This is a genomic window from Brevundimonas sp., assembly GCF_046293315.1.
Taxonomy (GTDB): Bacteria; Pseudomonadota; Alphaproteobacteria; order Caulobacterales; family Caulobacteraceae; genus Brevundimonas.
In genome coordinates this window covers 1-16,693 of the sequence record NZ_JBKBPF010000012.1, presented here as the reverse complement: position 1 = coordinate 16,693, position 16,693 = coordinate 1, and the positions used below count along the sequence as shown (strand labels likewise).

17 protein-coding genes are annotated in these 16,693 nt (G+C 69.0%); 6 read left to right on the top strand and 11 right to left on the bottom strand.

Annotated elements, in window-relative coordinates; translation table 11 throughout:
• Window positions 1-121 precede the first annotated feature (121 nt).
• On the top strand, window positions 122-1,336 hold the full coding sequence (locus ACK4SE_RS11355) for a hypothetical protein (RefSeq protein WP_409692622.1): 1,215 nt from the start codon (window positions 122-124) through the stop codon (window positions 1,334-1,336).
• A 127-nt stretch (window positions 1,337-1,463) separates the two neighbouring features.
• Here ACK4SE_RS11355 and ACK4SE_RS11350 read toward each other — a convergent pair whose 3' ends face one another.
• Window positions 1,464-1,955 carry a CC0125/CC1285 family lipoprotein gene (locus tag ACK4SE_RS11350; protein WP_409692619.1) on the bottom strand — a complete coding sequence of 164 codons (492 nt, stop codon included), beginning with the start codon at window positions 1,953-1,955 and terminating at the stop codon, window positions 1,464-1,466.
• Between the two features lie 78 nt (window positions 1,956-2,033).
• On the opposite strand from ACK4SE_RS11350, the gene ACK4SE_RS11345 reads away from it, so the two are divergent.
• Complete coding sequence (locus ACK4SE_RS11345; protein ID WP_409692617.1) at window positions 2,034-3,191, top strand: bifunctional 2-C-methyl-D-erythritol 4-phosphate cytidylyltransferase/2-C-methyl-D-erythritol 2,4-cyclodiphosphate synthase; 1,158 nt, start codon at window positions 2,034-2,036, stop codon at window positions 3,189-3,191.
• Here ACK4SE_RS11345 and ACK4SE_RS11340 read toward each other — a convergent pair.
• Window positions 3,157-5,454, bottom strand: a complete 2,298-nt coding sequence (locus ACK4SE_RS11340) for a spermidine synthase (RefSeq protein ID WP_409692614.1) — start codon at window positions 5,452-5,454, stop codon at window positions 3,157-3,159. The two genes, ACK4SE_RS11345 and ACK4SE_RS11340, sit on opposite strands and share 35 nt — an antisense overlap.
• 148 nt (window positions 5,455-5,602) lie before the next feature.
• On the opposite strand from ACK4SE_RS11340, the gene ACK4SE_RS11335 reads away from it, so the two are divergent.
• Window positions 5,603-6,094 (top strand): CinA family protein, encoded by a 492-nt coding sequence (locus ACK4SE_RS11335; protein ID WP_409692611.1) that lies wholly within the window; start codon window positions 5,603-5,605, stop codon window positions 6,092-6,094.
• Here the strand turns inward: ACK4SE_RS11335 and ACK4SE_RS11330 are convergent.
• The gene (locus tag ACK4SE_RS11330) at window positions 6,066-6,701 is read right to left on the bottom strand and encodes a hypothetical protein (RefSeq protein ID WP_409692608.1); all 636 of its coding nucleotides are present in this window, start codon (window positions 6,699-6,701) and stop codon (window positions 6,066-6,068) included. The genes ACK4SE_RS11335 and ACK4SE_RS11330 overlap by 29 nt on opposite strands.
• Between ACK4SE_RS11330 and ACK4SE_RS11325 the strand changes: the two genes are divergently transcribed.
• Window positions 6,700-6,990, top strand: coding sequence for a sulfurtransferase TusA family protein (locus ACK4SE_RS11325; RefSeq protein WP_409692605.1), 291 nt, complete (start codon window positions 6,700-6,702; stop codon window positions 6,988-6,990). The genes ACK4SE_RS11330 and ACK4SE_RS11325 overlap by 2 nt on opposite strands.
• On the opposite strand, the gene ACK4SE_RS11320 is transcribed toward ACK4SE_RS11325, so the two are convergent.
• On the bottom strand, window positions 6,956-7,882 hold the full coding sequence (locus tag ACK4SE_RS11320; RefSeq protein ID WP_409692603.1) for a YihY/virulence factor BrkB family protein: 927 nt from the start codon (window positions 7,880-7,882) through the stop codon (window positions 6,956-6,958). The genes ACK4SE_RS11325 and ACK4SE_RS11320 overlap by 35 nt on opposite strands.
• A gap of 269 nt (window positions 7,883-8,151) precedes the next feature.
• On the opposite strand from ACK4SE_RS11320, the gene ACK4SE_RS11315 reads away from it, so the two are divergent.
• The gene (locus tag ACK4SE_RS11315) at window positions 8,152-9,447 is read left to right on the top strand and encodes a diguanylate cyclase domain-containing protein (protein WP_409692600.1); all 1,296 of its coding nucleotides are present in this window, start codon (window positions 8,152-8,154) and stop codon (window positions 9,445-9,447) included.
• 598 nt (window positions 9,448-10,045) lie between these two features.
• Here ACK4SE_RS11315 and phhA read toward each other — a convergent pair.
• Both phhA and hspQ read right to left on the bottom strand, forming a co-directional pair.
• Entirely contained in the window at window positions 10,046-10,927 is an 882-nt protein-coding gene (phhA, locus tag ACK4SE_RS11310; protein ID WP_409692597.1) for a phenylalanine 4-monooxygenase, read from the bottom strand.
• A gap of 59 nt (window positions 10,928-10,986) precedes the next feature.
• Window positions 10,987-11,292, bottom strand: coding sequence for a heat shock protein HspQ (gene hspQ, locus ACK4SE_RS11305; protein ID WP_409692595.1), 306 nt, complete (start codon window positions 11,290-11,292; stop codon window positions 10,987-10,989).
• A gap of 143 nt (window positions 11,293-11,435) precedes the next feature.
• Here hspQ and ACK4SE_RS11300 point away from each other — a divergent pair, with 143 nt between their 5' ends.
• Window positions 11,436-12,500, top strand: a complete 1,065-nt coding sequence (locus ACK4SE_RS11300) for a Ppx/GppA phosphatase family protein (protein ID WP_409692592.1) — start codon at window positions 11,436-11,438, stop codon at window positions 12,498-12,500.
• Here the strand turns inward: ACK4SE_RS11300 and ACK4SE_RS11295 are convergent.
• The 5 genes from ACK4SE_RS11295 to ACK4SE_RS11275 all read right to left on the bottom strand — a co-directional run.
• On the bottom strand, window positions 12,497-13,375 hold the full coding sequence (locus tag ACK4SE_RS11295) for a peptidylprolyl isomerase (protein ID WP_409692589.1): 879 nt from the start codon (window positions 13,373-13,375) through the stop codon (window positions 12,497-12,499). The genes ACK4SE_RS11300 and ACK4SE_RS11295 overlap by 4 nt on opposite strands.
• 14 nt (window positions 13,376-13,389) lie before the next feature.
• On the bottom strand, window positions 13,390-14,238 hold the full coding sequence (locus tag ACK4SE_RS11290; protein ID WP_409692586.1) for a peptidylprolyl isomerase: 849 nt from the start codon (window positions 14,236-14,238) through the stop codon (window positions 13,390-13,392).
• Complete coding sequence (gene coaD / locus ACK4SE_RS11285; RefSeq protein ID WP_409692584.1) at window positions 14,235-14,720, bottom strand: pantetheine-phosphate adenylyltransferase; 486 nt, start codon at window positions 14,718-14,720, stop codon at window positions 14,235-14,237. Before coaD ends, ACK4SE_RS11290 begins: the two co-directional genes overlap by 4 nt.
• Window positions 14,721-14,775: 55 nt before the next feature.
• Window positions 14,776-15,588 (bottom strand): aminotransferase class IV, encoded by an 813-nt coding sequence (locus ACK4SE_RS11280; protein ID WP_409692582.1) that lies wholly within the window; start codon window positions 15,586-15,588, stop codon window positions 14,776-14,778.
• 13 nt (window positions 15,589-15,601) lie between these two features.
• The coding region (locus ACK4SE_RS11275; RefSeq protein ID WP_409692579.1) for a DNA gyrase C-terminal beta-propeller domain-containing protein at window positions 15,602-16,693 on the bottom strand (1,092 nt) is incomplete at its 5' end.

The following is a 16,693-nucleotide window of genomic DNA, read 5'->3' as shown; positions in this document are numbered from 1 at the left end:
CTTGCCCACCCCACGCCGGGCGATAGGGTTAATGCGGGTTCGCGCCTGAGGCGAAGCCGCATGGTCGTGCGCGCGCTTTCAGCATAGAACCCGTTGAGCGAACGGGGTTTGGGGATCAGTCATGTCGCAACAGGAGCCGCACGCGCCCGCCGCGCCGCCGCCGGAACCGGCGACTGAGCCCACGGCTCATCCCATGGCGCAACCGACGCCGGTCATGGCGGCCCCCGCCTCCGCCCCACCGCCAGGCGCGGCCGATCTGCCGGATCGCAGCGTTCCCCATCCCGTGCGCGAGCCCGACGCCGAACGCACGCGCTCCCGTGAGGGCATCGACCGGCCGATTCAGGAAAGCGAGTATTTCTCCAACGATCCCGAAGCGATCCAGCACATCTCGGATCACATCGACGAGTATTTCAACCAGCCGCTGGACATCTTTCCCTTCTGGGAGAGCGATGGAAAGCCGGACCGTTTCCACGTCCTGTTCCATCGCCAGATCCAGGAACGCTTTCCGGTGGACTCGGACATGCGCGGGCGCATCCACCGCTATGGACGCTCGGTGTTCCGGCGGCTGTGCACCCATGTGGCCATCAAGCGGATGAACCAGGCCCTGGCCCTGATCGCCTTCACCCTGCTGGCCACCCTGGGGCCGACCTGGTTCACCGACTGGACCGGCACGACCGCCGGGGGCGTCGCCATGGCCGCCATCGCCATGGCCCTTACGGTGGGGCTGTACTGGGGTCTGAACGCTATCCTGTTCACCCAGTACCGCTTCCGGCTGGAGAACGACTCCTACGAACTCTCTCGCGAGATCGTCCAGCGCACGCGCGAGCTGCAGAACCTGTTCACCAACGCCCGCGCCGTGGCCGACCAGGCCGAGACCCAGTTCCAGACCGACGGCAAGGGCTGGGGGCAGCGCGCCATGTACCTGACCCGCCTGACCATGTGGCTGGGCGCACGCATGGAGTACCTGGAGAAATTCGTCCAGATGGAGCTGTGGCGGGTGCGGCGCGAGCGCTACTGGATGCGCTGGTTCAGCCGCTTCATGACGCCGCTGGTGTTCCTGCTCTGGCTCTGGCTGTTCGCCATGCAGGCCGTGCTTGGGGTCAACGAGACGGAATTCCGCATCCTGCAGGGCCTGGCCATCGCGCTCGGGGCCGGGGTGTCATGGATGTCCTATTTCCTGTGGCAGACGCCGGTGGCCGCCATCCAGGACAAGCTGGGGATCGAAGGCTGGGTCCGCTACGCCTCGCTGGATGTCGACAACGCCGTGGCCGACCAGGTGCGCCGCGACAAGGAGCGCCTGGTGGAATACCGCAACCTGACGCGAGGGCGAGTTTAGGGTCTGTCCCTGTAAATCAGTCCACCTGCCGAGACTGCTTTTCGCCGTAGTCCCTCGGGACAAGCCCGAGGGACTACGGCATATTGAAATCAATGAACTATTTTAGCGCGACTTGCAGGTATAGGACCTAATAACGCGCCCCCAGCGAGTCCCGCACGCTGCGGGCGTCATAGACTTCCGGACGGTTGGGACGCGGGCCGGCGCCGGTGCGGATTTCCATCACCGTCGAGGTCGGTTGCTCGCCGGAGATGTTCAGGCCCACGCCGACACCGACGCCCGAGGTGCGGTAGCCGCCATAGCTTCCAGACCCGCCGCCGATCGAGACGCTGGGCCGGACACCGCCCTGGCTGGCGCGCCCGTCGATCCAGCGCTGGGTCACTTCGAACCACTCATCGCCGTTCTGAAGCGTCAGCTCGGCCGCGCGCAGCAGGGCGTAGTCCGCGACCGGGCCGGGATCGCCCACACCGCGATAGGTCACCCGCCAGCGATCGCTCTCGATGCGCTGTTCCGAATACCCCTGCCCGGAATCGCCCATCTGCGGCCCATAGGGCGACAGGCTGGCGCAGGCGGCCACCAGCAAGGCGGCGGCGGACGCGACGACGACAAACGGACGGATCATGGCGGACTCCCTCTTTCACAGCACAAAGCGAACGACGTGATCGATTGTTCCGACCCGCATTTGCTCTAGAAGACCGGCATGTCTTTTTCAGCGATCGTGGTGGCGGCGGGTTCGGGTTCGCGCGCGGGCGGCCCCAAGCAGTGGCGCGCTCTGGGCGGACGGCCCCTGCTGGCCTGGTCGGTGGGCGCGCTGCTGGATGCCGGCGCGGGTGAGGTGATCGTGGTCGCGCCTGCGGGCGGCGAGGATCAGGTCGCCGAAGCCCTGACCGGCCTCTCGGGCTGGCGCAGCGTGGCGGGCGGCGCCACGCGCGCGACCTCGGTTCAGGCCGGACTGGCCGCCCTGTCCGCGCCGGACGATGCGCCGGTCCTGATCCACGACGCGGCTCGGCCGTTCCTGACCGCCGATCACATCACCCGCCTGCTGGATGCGTTGGAGGGGGCGGACGCCGCCCTGCTGGCCCTGCCCGTGCCCGACACCCTCAAACGCCAGGGCGCTGACGGCCTCGTCGCCGCGACCGAGCCGCGCGACGGCCTTTGGCGGGCCCAGACCCCTCAGGCCGCACGTCTGAAGACCTTCCGCGACGCCTGGGCCGTCTGGCCGGCCGGCGAGAACCCCACCGACGACGCGGCGGTGGTGGAGCGCGCGGGCGGGACCGTGCGTCTCGTCCCCGGCGACCCGCGCCTGATGAAGCTGACCTACCCGGAGGATTTCGCCCTGGCTCAACAGATGATCGCGCGCGAGACCCGCATCGGGCAGGGCTATGACGTGCACCGCTGGGGCCCCGGCGACACCGCCTGGCTGTGCGGCGTGGCCATCCCCCACACACAGGCGCTGGTGGGCCATTCCGACGCTGACGCCGGGCTGCACGCCCTGACCGACGCCATCCTGGGCGCCATGGGCGACGGCGACATCGGCGACCACTTCCCGCCCAGCGATTCTCAATGGAAGGGCGCGGCCTCCGACCAGTTCCTGGTCCACGCGCTGGAGCGCATGCGCGCCCGAGGCGGCCGCATCGTCAATGTGGACGTGACGCTCATCTGCGAGCAGCCGAAGATCAAGCCGCACCGGCTGGCCATGCGCGAGCGGCTGGCGGCGCTGCTGGACGTCCCGCTGGACGCCGTCAGCGTCAAGGCCACCACCAGCGAGGGTCTGGGTTTCACCGGCCGTCAGGAAGGCCTGGCCGCCCAGGCGGTGGTGTCGATCACCCTCCCCGCGAGAACCGCATCTCCCGCATGATCGCGCCGACCACGTTCACATAGTCGTCGGTCCAGGCCCGCACATCGTTCGGCGCGATGGTCTTCCAGCGCGGATCGTTCTCGAACAGAGCCATGCCCGCCTCTGTCGGCGACAGGATCAGGGCCTCGGTGGACGCCTCGGCCATGACCGGCAGACCGTCGCGTTCCACGAAGATCTGATGCCGGTCAAAGGCGCCCAGCTGCCGCGCGGCGTTCACCGTGGGCATGGCCAGCTCCAGATGGCGGTTGGACAGGTGCAGGATCACCACCCCGTCGTCCTTCACCACCCGCAGATACTCCGCGATGGCCTCGCGGGTCAGCAGGTGGGTCGGAATGGCGTCGGACGAGAAGGCGTCCACCAGCAGCAGGTCGAACCGGTTGTCCGGCTCACGCGCCAGGGTCAGGCGGGCGTCGCCCAGCACGGTAGCCACCGGCCCCTGGGCGCAGTCGCTGATGTAGGTGAACCAGCGCGGATCACGGGCCACCCGATCCACCATGGGATCGATCTCGAAGAAGGTGATGTCGTCGGCCGGGCGGCGATAGCCCGCCATGGCGCCGGCCCCCAGGCCGATCACCCCCATGGACACCGCAGGTCGATCGATCTGGACCGCGTCGGCGACCTGGCCGATGGGGGTGGAGGGCGCGTAATAGAGCGCCGGCTTGCACGCCTCCACCGGATCAAGGGCCTGGGCCCCGTGCAGGGTGGTGCCGTGCATCATCATGTGCACCATGCCGCCCATGCCGGGATCATTGAACTCCGCCACCCGCATGACGCCGAAGAAGCTGCGCTCGGTGTAGCGGAAGTCGTACCGCTCGGCCACGTGGTGGGCCGACAGGCTGATCATGGTCAGGGCCGCAGCGAACAGCACCGCCCGGTCCCGCAGCAGGAAGGCGCAGATGCCGGCCGCCAGGAACGCCAGCCGTGACGCCGACAACGCCGTGTCCCATCCGACCATCGCCAGCAGTTCGGGATTTGTCCTGAGCGCCGCGTAAAGCATCGGCGGCCCCACGGTCAGGGGCAGGATCGCCAGTAACAGCGCCCATTGCGTCCGGGTGAAGCGCCCCTGCCCCCACGGCCGCAGCAGGGCCGTCAGGATCAGCACCAGCGGATATTCCCGCACCACGTCGAACACCACCGGCGCGATCAGGGCGCTGAAGATTCCGCCCAGCACCCCGCCCAGCGACAGCAGCAGATAGAACTCGGTCAGCCGGTCCGGCGGCGGCCGTCGCGCGGCCAGCAACTGGTGACACATCAGGGCGGTGAAGAAGAAGGCTGCGATGTGGACCAGGAACATGAAGGCCCAGTCGCCGCTCTGGAACGGCATCATGCCGATCATCGAGGAGACCAGCGCCGCCTGCACCAGGAAGGTCGCCGGCATGGGAATCCACGGCCGCGCCTGGAAGGCGATGACGAAGGTCAGCAGATACAGCGCCAGCGGGATGACCCACAGGAACGGCGCCGAGGCCACGTCCGTCGACAGGTGCGCCGTCACCCCCAGCATCAGGCTGGACGGCGCGGCGGCCAGCAGCACCCACAACCCCCGCGTCCGCCATGAAATCGGCGAGGTGGCCGCCAGCGGCGCCGCCCCGCCCGCCTGCCCGCGCCGTTTCCACACGGCGAACAGCAGAAGCACCACCAGCGCGGCGAACAGGCCGTAACCGACGCTCCAGCCGATACGCTGCCCCGACAGCGTCAGGAACGGCTCGATCAGCACCGGATAGGACAACAGCGCCAGGAAGCTGCCCAGATTGCTGGCGGCGTACAGAACATACGGGTTCTTGCCGTCCGGCTCGTTGACCCGGACCCGCGCGTACCAGGCCTGCATCAGCGGCGCGGTGGCCGACAACACCGCGAACGGCGCGCCGATGGACGCGGCCAGGGTCAGCAGCAGCCAGGTGATGGGCGCGCCGGGGTCCGGTTCGCCGAACACCCCGCTCACCTGCAGCGGCAGGAACAGGGCCGCGATGACCAGCAGCACCAGATGCACGATCACCTGCGCCTGCAGCGATCGGATGCGCTGAAGCAGGTGGGCGTAGCCGTAGCCGGCCAGCAGCGCGCCCTGGAAGAACACCATGGAGGTGTTCCACACCGCCGGCGACCCGCCCAGCGACGGCAGGATCAGCTTGGTGACCATGGGCTGGACCACGAACACCAGGGCGGCGCTCATGAACACCGTCAGACCGAACAGGACCGGGATCACCGGATCGTTCAGGTCACGCAGGCGCGCGCGGACGGGTTCGGCCTCGGTGGTGGTGTCAGTCATCACGTTCCCTGCTGGCGCCCTGAAGCCTGACCGGTTGAAGCGGAATCGCGACGGGATTCAACCGGTCCGGTGAATAAAGCGCTCGCTTAAACCGGAAACCGGGCGTCTTGTCCCGCGTTACCGCGACGCGCCAGCTGATGAGAACGCCATGTTTCCCGCCGACATCGAACCCCTGGCCAAGACCATCACAGACCGCGCTTCCGACGCCGGGATCATGCTGGCCACGGCGGAAAGCTGCACCGCGGGCCTGCTGGTGGCCGCCCTGACCACCGTGTCCGGCTCGGCCAAGGCGGTGGACCGGGGCTTCGTCACCTATTCCAATGAGGCCAAGGCCCAGATGCTGGGAGTCGACCCCCAGTTGATCGCCCTGCGCGGCGCGGTCTCCCGTTCGGTGGCCGAGGCCATGGCCAAAGGCGCGCTGGAGGCGTCGGGCGCCGGGCTGGCGGCGTCGGTCACCGGCGTCGCCGGGCCCACCGGCGGCACGACGGAAAAGCCCGTGGGCCTGGTCCATTTCGCAGTGGCCCATCAGGACGGGCGGCTGATCCACCGCGAGGAACGCTTCGGCGACATCGGCCGCGACAGCGTGCGGCTGGAGTCTGTCCGCACCGCGCTCAGGATGATGGTGGAGATGCTGGCGTAGCCGGGGCGCCGACCGTGCCCCCGATCCCGGGCAGCACCGCCAGCTGATAGTCCGGCGTGGGCGCGAACCAGCTGGGCGCCTGGCGCGCCGGAGTCAGGCTCAGCACCTGATACAGCGGCCGCTGACGCCCGTCCGGGTGCAGCTCCAGGATGATCCCCTCGCGGGTCGCGCACACCGATCCCGCGCGTCCCATGTAGCCGGAATAACGATAGCGCTGGCACGACCGCCCCGCGATGCTCGACGCGCCGACCCGGTTCAACCGCGCCGCGCCGCGCTCGATCACCAGCAGGTCCATGGGCAGGGGCGACATCTGTTCCTCCCGCGGCAGGGGAAAGACGAACGCCACCCGCCCCTGTCCGCCGGCCGTCATGACCGTCAACGAACCGCGCACCCGGTCGGCGATATAGGTCTGGACCAGACCGCCCTGCGCCACCTCGATGCGGCGACGCAGGCCCGACTGGCGGATTTCCACGGGCGTCTCGAACCCGGCCACCCAGACCCGGGCGTGATAGTCCGGCGAAACGCGCGGCGTCTGCGCCTGACCGGGCGCGGCCAGGGCGAAGAAGGCGATCAGCATCGCCGGCAAACTGGACGAGAGACGCACCATGCGTCACACCCTGCCCGGATTCGCCCCCTGCGGAGAGCCCGTGGTCAGTCCTGTCCCCATCATCGTCGACGCGCGCGGCCACCGCTGCCCGGTGCCCAGCTTGCGCCTGCGCAAGGCGCTGGAGATCGCCGCGCCCGGCGCCCGTCTGGTCCTGCTGGCCACCGACCCCATGGTCCGAATCGACGTGCCGCACCTGATGCACGAACTGGGCGGCCGGGTGGTCGAGGTGCGCGAGGACGCCGGCTGGCTCGCCATCACGGTTGAGCGCGGCGACGACTCTGCAGGCTGACGACGCGGGCGTCCGTATCCACCTCGGGCGCGTCCTCGGTCGGCGGCTCGTCCCGACGGCGCAGCACCATCTCCATCTCGGTGACGAAGCCGCCGCCGTAGAAGATGGCGTTGACGTTCCAGGACAGCCAGATCAGCAGCACCACCACCGCGCCGACGGAGCCATAGGTGGCGCCCAGTTCCACGATCTGTTCCACATAGACCACGCACAGCCACGACACCGTGGCCGACAGGACCGTCGCCACCAGCCCGCCCGCGATGGCCGCCCGCCAGGCGACGCGGCTGGAGTGCACCATGGCGTAGCGGTAAAGGCAGGTCAGGCCGATGAACAGACCTGCGGTGGACCACACCCCGTCCAGCCACAGCGAGCTGCCCGTCTCTGACGCGTGGCTGAGGATGCGCGACGTCACCACAGCCCCCGACACCACGGTGAACAGGGTGAAGGCCAGGATCGCCACCACCAGGGCCAGCAGGTTGAAGCGGAAGAAGCCGTGCGGGTCCGGCTCGTCATGAATCAGGTTCAGCCCGGCCAGAAGGGCCTTGAACCCCCGGTGCGCGGCGTAGGCGCCGATAACCAGGGCGATGGCGCTCTGGGTCGAGATGGACCGGGCCGACAGGCCCGTCATGCGCTCGACCTCGTTGATGAAGATGCCTTGCGCCGCCGCCGGCAGCATCTCGGTCAGGGCGGCGGCCTGTTCGGTGGCCTGACCGCTGGACAGCACGATCTTGTAGAAGCCGATCAGGATGGCGATGGCCGGAAACACGGCCAGAAGCGCGAAGAACGAAACGCCGCCCGTATAGAGCATGACGTCACGGCCCCAGCTGCGCTTGAACGCGCGTCCCGCCAGCCGGCCCCAGAAGGCCAGCGAGGTGAAGTCCGTCGATTGGGTCAAACGTGCTCCCCCGCGTCACGGTTAACATGCTCTAGCGCAGATCGCGGCGGTGGATAAGTGCCTTGGGCTCCAATGTCCAATCCCGATCCCGTTGCATGGCAGGGGAGCGGCTCGCTATGGTCCCCGCCAGTTCAGAGCCTGATCGGTGGAGGTGGAATCGCCTCGCGGTTCCACCGATACCGTGAATCAGGCTCTCACTTTTAGACTGGGCCGGAATCGGCCCAGGGGGGTCGCGGCCGAATCCGGCTCGCATGACGGAGATTCCGAGTTTGAGACCCGATCCGCGCGTACTGGTCGTGGCGGCTGACGACGATCTGGCCGGGCCGCTGTGCGCCGGGCTGGACGCCCTCGGCTGGCGCACCCTGACAGCCCGCACGCTGGAGGGCGGCGCGGCGGCCATGGAAGATCTGGCCTTCGAGGCGGCCCTGATCGCCGACCCGGCGCCGGGCGCTCCCGCGGCCCTCAAGGCCCGCGCCCTGCCCCGCATCCTTCCCGTCATGGCCCTGTCGAAGCCGGGCCAGAACGCGCCCGGCGCAGACCTCATCATGACCGGCCCGCCGCACCCGGCCCAGCTGGCCCTGCGGCTCGAGCAACTGGTGCGCGGCGCTGTGGCCGAGGAGGAGTTCGCCCTGCGGCAGGCGACCTTCAGCGCCCGGGGCGCGACGCTGGAGGCGCCCGACCCCTCCAGCAAGCCCCTTCGCGTCCTGGCGGCCGGGGTGGCGGATCGCCGGTTTCTGGCCCTGTCCAACGCGCTGTCGGCCAGCGGGGCCGAGGCCGTGGCCGCCCCGACCCCCTACACCGCCTTCGACTATCTGCATGAAAGCCCCTTCGACGCGGCGGTGCTGTGGGGCGGCGAGGACCACGCGCCCGCCCTGTCCATCGCTGCGGGCATGAAGCGCAACACCCGCCTGTTCCACATTCCGCTGGTGCTCTACCTGCGCCACGTCACCGACCTCAACCTGTCCGAGCTCTACAACCGGGGTTTCGCCGACGTGGCCTCCCCCGACACGCCGGAGCACGAGACCGCCGCGCGCATCGTGGCGCTGGCCCGGGACTTTCGCCGCCAGAAGGCCATCCGCAAGGCGCTGGAGGCGGCGCGCGGCTCGGGCCTGATGGATGCCGACACCGGCCTGTTCACCCGCGACCTGTTCGCCGCCCATCTGGCGCGCGTCGCCGAGGGCGCCCGCGAGCGGGGCCGTCCCCTGTCGGTCTGCGTGCTGCGCGTGGTCTATGGCCGCGAGGTCGCCCTGGCCCGCGAGGGCGGCTGGCTGGACCGCGCCATGCCCCAGATCGGGGCCATGGTGTCGCGCCTTGTGCGGGCCGAGGACACCGCCGCGCGCCTGGCGCCCGAGGTGTTCGCCCTGGCCCTGCCCGCCACCCACGGCGCGGCGGCCCGCCTGACGGCCGAACGGATCGCCGCCGTCATCGGCTGCACCGCCTTCGACGCGGGCCCCGAGCGCCCGCCCTTCGTGGTGGAATTCGAGGTCGGCTCCGCCGAACTGCACCCCGGCGAAAGCCCCGCCTCCCTGCTGGAACGCGCGTCAGCCGCCGTGGGCGCAGGCTGAGCGTAGCCGACGGTTTCACACCCGCTCATCCCGGCGAAGGCCGGGATCCAGATCATAAGGCCGGGAGGCAGAAGGTTTGCACGGCCACCCGGATCACTGACCCTGTCGACGAGACCGTGCATCGGGATCCCGGCCTTCGCCGGGATGAGCGGAAATTGCGGGACGAAGTCCGCCCGACCCCCCGCATTTTTCAGAGCCAATGCATTGGCGGACAAGGCTTCGCGAAAAATCTTCGTCCATTTTTCCGACCGCGTTCGCGGCGCCCGTATGCTTCTCCCATCCCGTCGCACGGGAAGGGCGCTCGGCCGGCGACCTTGCGGCGACGGGCTGTGATCGAGCGGGACTGAGCGGCGGGGCGGATTACTCGCCGGGTCCAGGATGCGGAGCGCTGTCCGCACCTGCCCGTCCGGGGCCTAAACACCGGCTAGCGCCTAAGACGCGTGCCCACCGGGGGCTCTGGAACAACGATTACGCGGGGCGTCAGCCTTCGTCGAAACGGTATTTGTCTATCCTTACACCGGGCGATGGCCCGGCGCCCCGCTCCCTTCCCATCAACCCGCGCTGACGGGCGCTTCAGCGCGCGCGCTCTCCGGCAGGATCACCCCGCCCTGGCGAACCGTCCGCCCCGGGCGGCATAGGCCTGGGAGCCGCGCGTGAAGACCTTGTCCGACGGCAGGATCGCATCGACGGGGATGTCCTGCGCGCCCTTCAGACCCTCATACACGGGCCCGAAGTCCTGCAGCGTCACCTCGCGCAGCTGCTCGATCGACGGAATGACGAAATAGACCTGCTGGAAGTCGTCGATGCGGTACAGGGTCCGCATCACCCGCTCCAGATCAAAGCCCAGACGATTGGGCGACGGATCCTCGAGGCTGAACTGGCTCTCGGTGGACGAGGACACGATGCCGGCGCCGTAGATGCGCAACCCCTCGGGCGTCTCCATCAGGCCGAACTCCACCGTATACCAGTACAGCCGCGCCAGATTGGGCAGCATGCCCAGGCTGGCGGCCCGCTGACCGCCCTTGCCGTAGGCTTCCATGTAGTCGGCGAAGGTCGGGTCGGTCAGCATCGGCACGTGGCCGAACACATCGTGGAAGATGTCCGGCTCCTGCAGATAGTCCAGCTGATCCGGCTTGCGGATGAACTGGCCCGACGGAAAGCGGCGGTTGGCCAGGTGGTCGAAAAATACGTCGTCCGGCACCAGCCCCGGCACGCACACCACCGTCCACCCGGTCAGGGCCTCAAGCTTCTGATTCATCTCGCGGAAATCAGGAATGCCCGAGCCGTGCAGATCCAGGGCCTCCAGCCCCTTCAGGAACACGTCCGCCGCCCGTCCGGGCAGGATCTTCATCTGCCGCTCGTACAGCGTCACCCAGGTCTGATGCTCGACGTCGGTGTAGGACTCCCATGCCTGAGGAATGGTCCAGTCCTCGGCCGCGCCCTCGGGCGGGGTTTCATGGACGTGGGTGAAATCAGACATGCAGCCTCCTCATGATCGGACAAATCTAGTCTGTCCCGGGTCACGAAGGAATACGTGCGTCAGTGGATCGGTTGCGACCGCGGCGCGTGGCGGCCGGCCCGGTCGGTGGTGAACCACTGGGCCTGTTCGGCGGCGCTCAGCGGCTTCAGCTCGCGATTCGCCATCAGGGCGTCCTCCGGCACATAGGCGATGTAGCCGCCGTCATCGCCATAGGCGAACACCTGATAGAACGGCTGATCCGCTCGCGCGTCGTCAAAGGGCACGGCGCAGACCGCGTCCACGTCCACCACCACGCCTTCGAGAGGCTGTTCGCGGTGGCGGACGATCTGGCCGAGGCCGAAACGGGCTGTGCGTTCAATGGACATCCATGAAGGATACGGCTCTCCACCTGAGCGGGATGCCCGCCGTCCTGTTCATCTTTGTGACAGGAAGCGCTTGGCGATCACGGGGGGATGCGCCTAACCTCCCCTTGAACGGGCTGCCGATACGCGCCCACGAAAGGTTGGCCATGCCAGAGGCGGACGGCGCGCGCGGCAAGCGCAGCGCCCGGTCCCCTTCAGGTCGCGAGGCGCCGCTGTATGCTGCGCTGGATCTGGGGACCAACAATTGCCGGTTGCTGATTGCGCGTCCGTCGCGTGACGGCTTCCGCGTGGTGGATTCCTTCTCCCGCATCGTGCGTCTGGGCGAAGGCCTGACACGCACCGGCAATCTCGACGCCGACGCCATGGACCGGGCCTATGAGGCGCTCGCCATCTGCGCCGAGCGGATCACGCGGCGCGGCGTCGACACCCGGCGTGTGCGCGCCGTGGCGACCCAGGCCTGCCGCTCGGCAGACAACGGCGCGATCTTCCTCAAGCGCGTCGGCGACGGCACGGGCCTGGACCTGCGCATCATCCCGCCCGAAGAAGAAGCGCGCCTGTCGGTTCAGGGCTGCCTGAACCTGTTCGACCCTGCCGCGAAGGCCATCGTGGTGGTGGATGTGGGCGGCGGATCCACCGAGGTCTCCTGGCTCCGGCGAGCGGATCGCAACGACGGCAGTTCATTCGAGACGGTCAGCTGGATGTCTGCTCCGCTGGGCGTCGTCACGCTCGCCGAACGCCACCCGGAACCCGACGCCCCCACCGCCGCGTGGTACGAGTCCATGGTGGAGGACATGCACGGACGGCTGGCCGCCCACGAGGGCGCATCCTCGCTGCGGCCCCTGTTCGACGCCGGCGAGGCGCATCTGATCGGCACCTCGGGCGCCATCACCAGCCTGGCGGGCGTCCATCTGGGCCTGACCCGCTACGACCGCAATCTCGTCGACGGCCTGTGGATGACGCGGGACGAATGCACACGCGCCGCCGACCGTCTCAAGGTTCTCGGACCGAAAGGCCGCGCGGCCGAAGCCTGCATCGGGGCGCAGCGGGCCGATCTGGTGCTGGCGGGCGCCGCCATCCTCGAGGCCGTGCAGCGCGCCTGGCCCTGCGAGCGGGTGCGGGTCGCCGACCGCGGCCTGCGCGAGGGCCTTCTGCTCACCGCCATGCGAGAGGGCCGCGAGAACGCCGGACGCCGCCGCCGCCGACGGCGCTAGGTCGAGCCCTGAACGCCCGGGATCGACACATCGGTGGGGGGCTCGAGATCACAGATCGAGAAGTCCGCGCCTCGGGACGCCCGCGTCCGCTCCACCATGGCGGCGAAGGCCGGTGACGCCGTGTCCAGAACCCGCACCACCGGCCGCTGGTCCGCCGGAATGTCCGACGCGACCCGCACGCCGGTCATCACGTCCTGCGGCGCAGCCACGGCGCCCGACGGCTCCTCGCCGGTCTTCATGGCCCGCACCACGTCCAGGCCGGAGACCACCCGGCCCCAGGCGGTGTACCGCTTGTCCAGCGACGGATAGGCCTGACGCATCAGGAAGAACTGACTATTGGCGCTGTCGGGATCGTCGCCGCGCGCCATGCCCGCCACGCCGGGGCAATAGACCCCCCAGGCGTGCACCATGCCGTCATCGGTGCGGCCCATCAGCTCGTCCGGCTGGGTCTGGATCGGCAGGGACCCCAGAAATCCCACCGGTGCGCCCATGGGATCGGCGACCCGGGTGAAGGGCATGGCCGGTCCGCGCCGGAAGGTGAATTCGCCGGTCAGGTCGGGATAGGGGCTCTGCCCGTCGCCCGTGCCCAGCGGATCGCCGGTCTGGGCCATGAACCAGTCGATCACCCGATGCCAGACGATGCCGTCATAGAAGCCGCGCCGGGCCAGCACGCGCATCCGTTCCACATGCGCCGGCGCCGCCAGCGGCGACATCTCCACCAGAATCCGGCCCTGGCTGGTGTCGATCACCAGCAGGTTTTCGGGTGTCACCGTGCGCCAGTCGGTGGCGGCGGCGGCATCCGGCGCCGGCGCCTCCTGGGCCGCTACAGATGTGCCCGCCAGCATGGCGGCGGCGGCGATGATCGACAGGCGCATGGCCCCTCCCCTTATCAACCCTCGATGCGGACCGGCGGAACCACGTCGCAGACGCTCAGACGGTTTCCGCGCTCGGCCACGGCGGCCTGAACGATCTCGGCCATGCGCGGCGAGCGGGCGTCCAGCACCTGGGCGCTGGGCCGTTCGCCCTCGGGCATGTCGGCGGCCAGGCGGGCGTTGAGCATCCGGTCAGGATTGGTGACGGCGCCGTCGTTATCATCCGAGCCGGTCTTCAGCGCCTCGACCACGTCCAGGCCTTCCAGCACCCGGCCGAAGGGCGTGTACTGGCCGTTCAGGGTCGCGCGATAGGCGGTCATGAGAAAGAACTGGCTGTTGCCGCTGTCCGGACTGGCCGAGCGCGCCATGCCCACCACGCCGGGACAGAAATAACCCATGCCGTCCACGCGGTTGTCGGCCGTGATGAACATCTGGGCGTCGGGCTGGGTGCGCACCGGCATGGCGCCGTAAAGACCGAACACTGCGCGCTCCTCGCGCCCCGTCGGGGTCTCAACAAAGGCAGGGCGGCGGCTGCGCCGGAAGGTGAACTCCCCCGCAATATCCGGCAGCTCGCTGCCGCCCGCGCCGGTCCCCGTGGGATCGCCGGTCTGGGCCATGAAGTTGCGGATCACCCGGTGGAAGGCGTGGTTCTGGTAGAACCCCTGACGGGTCAGGGTCTGGATACGCTCCACCGACAGGGGCGCCATGTCCGGCGCCAGCTCCACCAGAATGCGGCCCTTGGTGGTGTCTATGACCCACAGATTCTCGGGCGTCACATCGCGCCAGATCTCGGCGTCCTGCGCCGGGGCGGAAGAGGCGGCGGCCGTCAGGGTGGCGGCGGCCAGCAGGCCGGTCATAAACTTCATGCTTGCAGAACCTTGGCCCGGACGCGCTCGGCCACCCGGGGACTGACGAAACTCTCGATCGCGCCGTCCAGACGGGCGATCTCCTTGACGAGACGGGAGGCGATGGCCTGGTGGCGAGGATCAGCCATCAGAAAGACGGTCTCTATGTCGGCGTTAAGGCGCTGGTTCATGGCCGTCATCTGGAACTCGTATTCGAAGTCCGCCACAGCGCGCAGGCCCCGTACGATGACATTGGCGTTCACGGCTTCGGCGTAGTGCATCAGCAGGGTCGAGAACGGCTCGACCACGATGTCCGCCTTCAGCGGCGCCACCTCGGCGCGCAGCATTTCCACCCGTTCCGCCGTGGTGAACAGCGGGCCCTTGTCGTCGTTCAGGGCCACGCCGATGACCAGCCGGTCCACCAGCTTCATGGCGCGGCCGATGATATCCATGTGCCCGTTGGTCACCGGATCGAAGGTGCCCGGATACAGTCCGATGCGCATAAGGCCCTGATCTCCCCCACGTTCGCCTCGGTCTAGCATCCGAACTTCGCCGAACCTAGAGCGCCTGACAGGGGTTTGATCGCCACGCGTTCTTCACGAGGGCGGTGAGGTCGGGCCGCGCCGCGTACCGCACCGCCCCGATAGCGGCGACCGGCGCCCCGACCGTAGCTGCGTTGACGATGAAGGCGGCGTCGAAGTCGGGCAACTCGGGCAAGGCGATCGGCCGGTGCTCGGTGGCCACGTCCACGGCCTCCAGGCCCCGCTGGATCAGGGCCTGCCCCGTACCCGCCAGCATCGGGCCCTGGGGCCACACCACCGTGTCGTCCTTCAGGAAACCGATGTTCCAGATGCTGCCCTCGGTGATGCGGCCGTTGTCGTCCGCGAACAGGACGTCATCGTGGCCCGCCGCAATGGCCTCCCGCCGTTCCCGGATCAGGCCGAAGGTGGCGACATGCTTCAGGTGCGGGACTTCACGGACATGGCGGGACACGCTCAGCTTCAGCGGACCGGCTGGCTCGGCAGCCGCAGGCCCCGCCATCACCATCACGTCGGGCGCCCCCCGCGCCGACGGATCGCGCACGCTGATCGCGCGGCTGAACAGATTGACCCGCACAGAGGCCGCGCCGGACTGATCCTTCAAGGCCTGACGAATCCAGGCGCGTATCTCGCCCTCGTCCGGCGCCGCGCCGAACAGCTCCAGCCCGGCGTCGCGCAGACGCGCCAGATGCAGGTCCAGCCCCCGCACGCCCCAAAGGCCGTCGGAGCCCTGCTCCGCCTGCATCGAGGTGAAGGCGCCGTAGTTCACCAGCGCCAGATGCAGCAGATCATCCCGCTCCGCCGGCGCGCCGTTGACCAGAAGGGTCAGCATGCCGGGGCCGGGATCACTCTTCGCCGCCTCCGACCTCGCCATCATCCTCGATGGCCGCGATGGCCTCGTCGCCCGCCACTTCCGGCAGGCGCTCCACCGAGACCACGCGCTCGCCGTCGGCGGTGCGGAAGATGGTGACGCCCTGGCTGGACCGGCCGACGATGCGGACCTGGCTGACCGGCGTACGGATCATCTGGCCGCCCGAGGTGACCATCAGCAGTTCGTCGCTGTCCTCCACCGGGAAGGCGGCGGCCAGGCGATTGCCCGCCCGTCCGCCCAGGCCGTGGGCCGTCAGCCCCTGCCCGCCCCGGCCCGTGCGGCGATACTCATAGGCCGAGGATCGCTTGCCGAAGCCGGTGTCGGTGATCGTCAGGATGAACTGCTCGGCGGCGCCCAGTTCGGCGATACGCTCGATGCTGAGGGCGGCGTCGGCCACAGCTTCCTCATCGGCGTCCGGCGTCGGCGTTTCATCCTCGCCGGTGGCGGCGCGGCGCATGGCCGAGGCGTGCTTCACATAGGCGGCGCGTTCTTCCGGCGTGGCGTCCACGCGGCCCAGCACGGCCATGGAGATGACCTCGTCCCCGTCCTGCAGACGGATGCCCCGCACCCCGGTGGAATCCCGCCCCTTGAACACCCGCACGTCGTCGGCCTTGAAGCGGATGGCGCGGCCCAGACCGGTTGTCAGCAGGATGTCGTCGTCGGCGCGGCACAGACCCACGCCCACCATGTGGTCGCCGTCTTCCAGCTTCATGGCGATCTTGCCGGCCCGGTTGACCGTGGCGAAGTCCGACAGCTTGTTGCGGCGCACGTCGCCGGACTTGGTGGCGAACATGATGTCGTAGTCGCCCCAGGCGCTCTCGTCCTCGGGCAGGGGCAGCACATTCATGATGGTGTCGCCCGGCTCGATGGGCAGCAGGTTCACGAACGCCTTGCCGCGCGAGGTCGGCCCGCCCAGCGGCAGGCGCCAGGTCTTGAGCTTGTAGGCCTTGCCGTTGGTGGCGAAGAACAGCACCGGCGTGTGGGTCGAGGCCGAGAACACGCCGACGACGGCATCCTCTTCCTTCATGGTCACGCCCGAACGGCCCTTGCCGCCGCGATGTTGGGT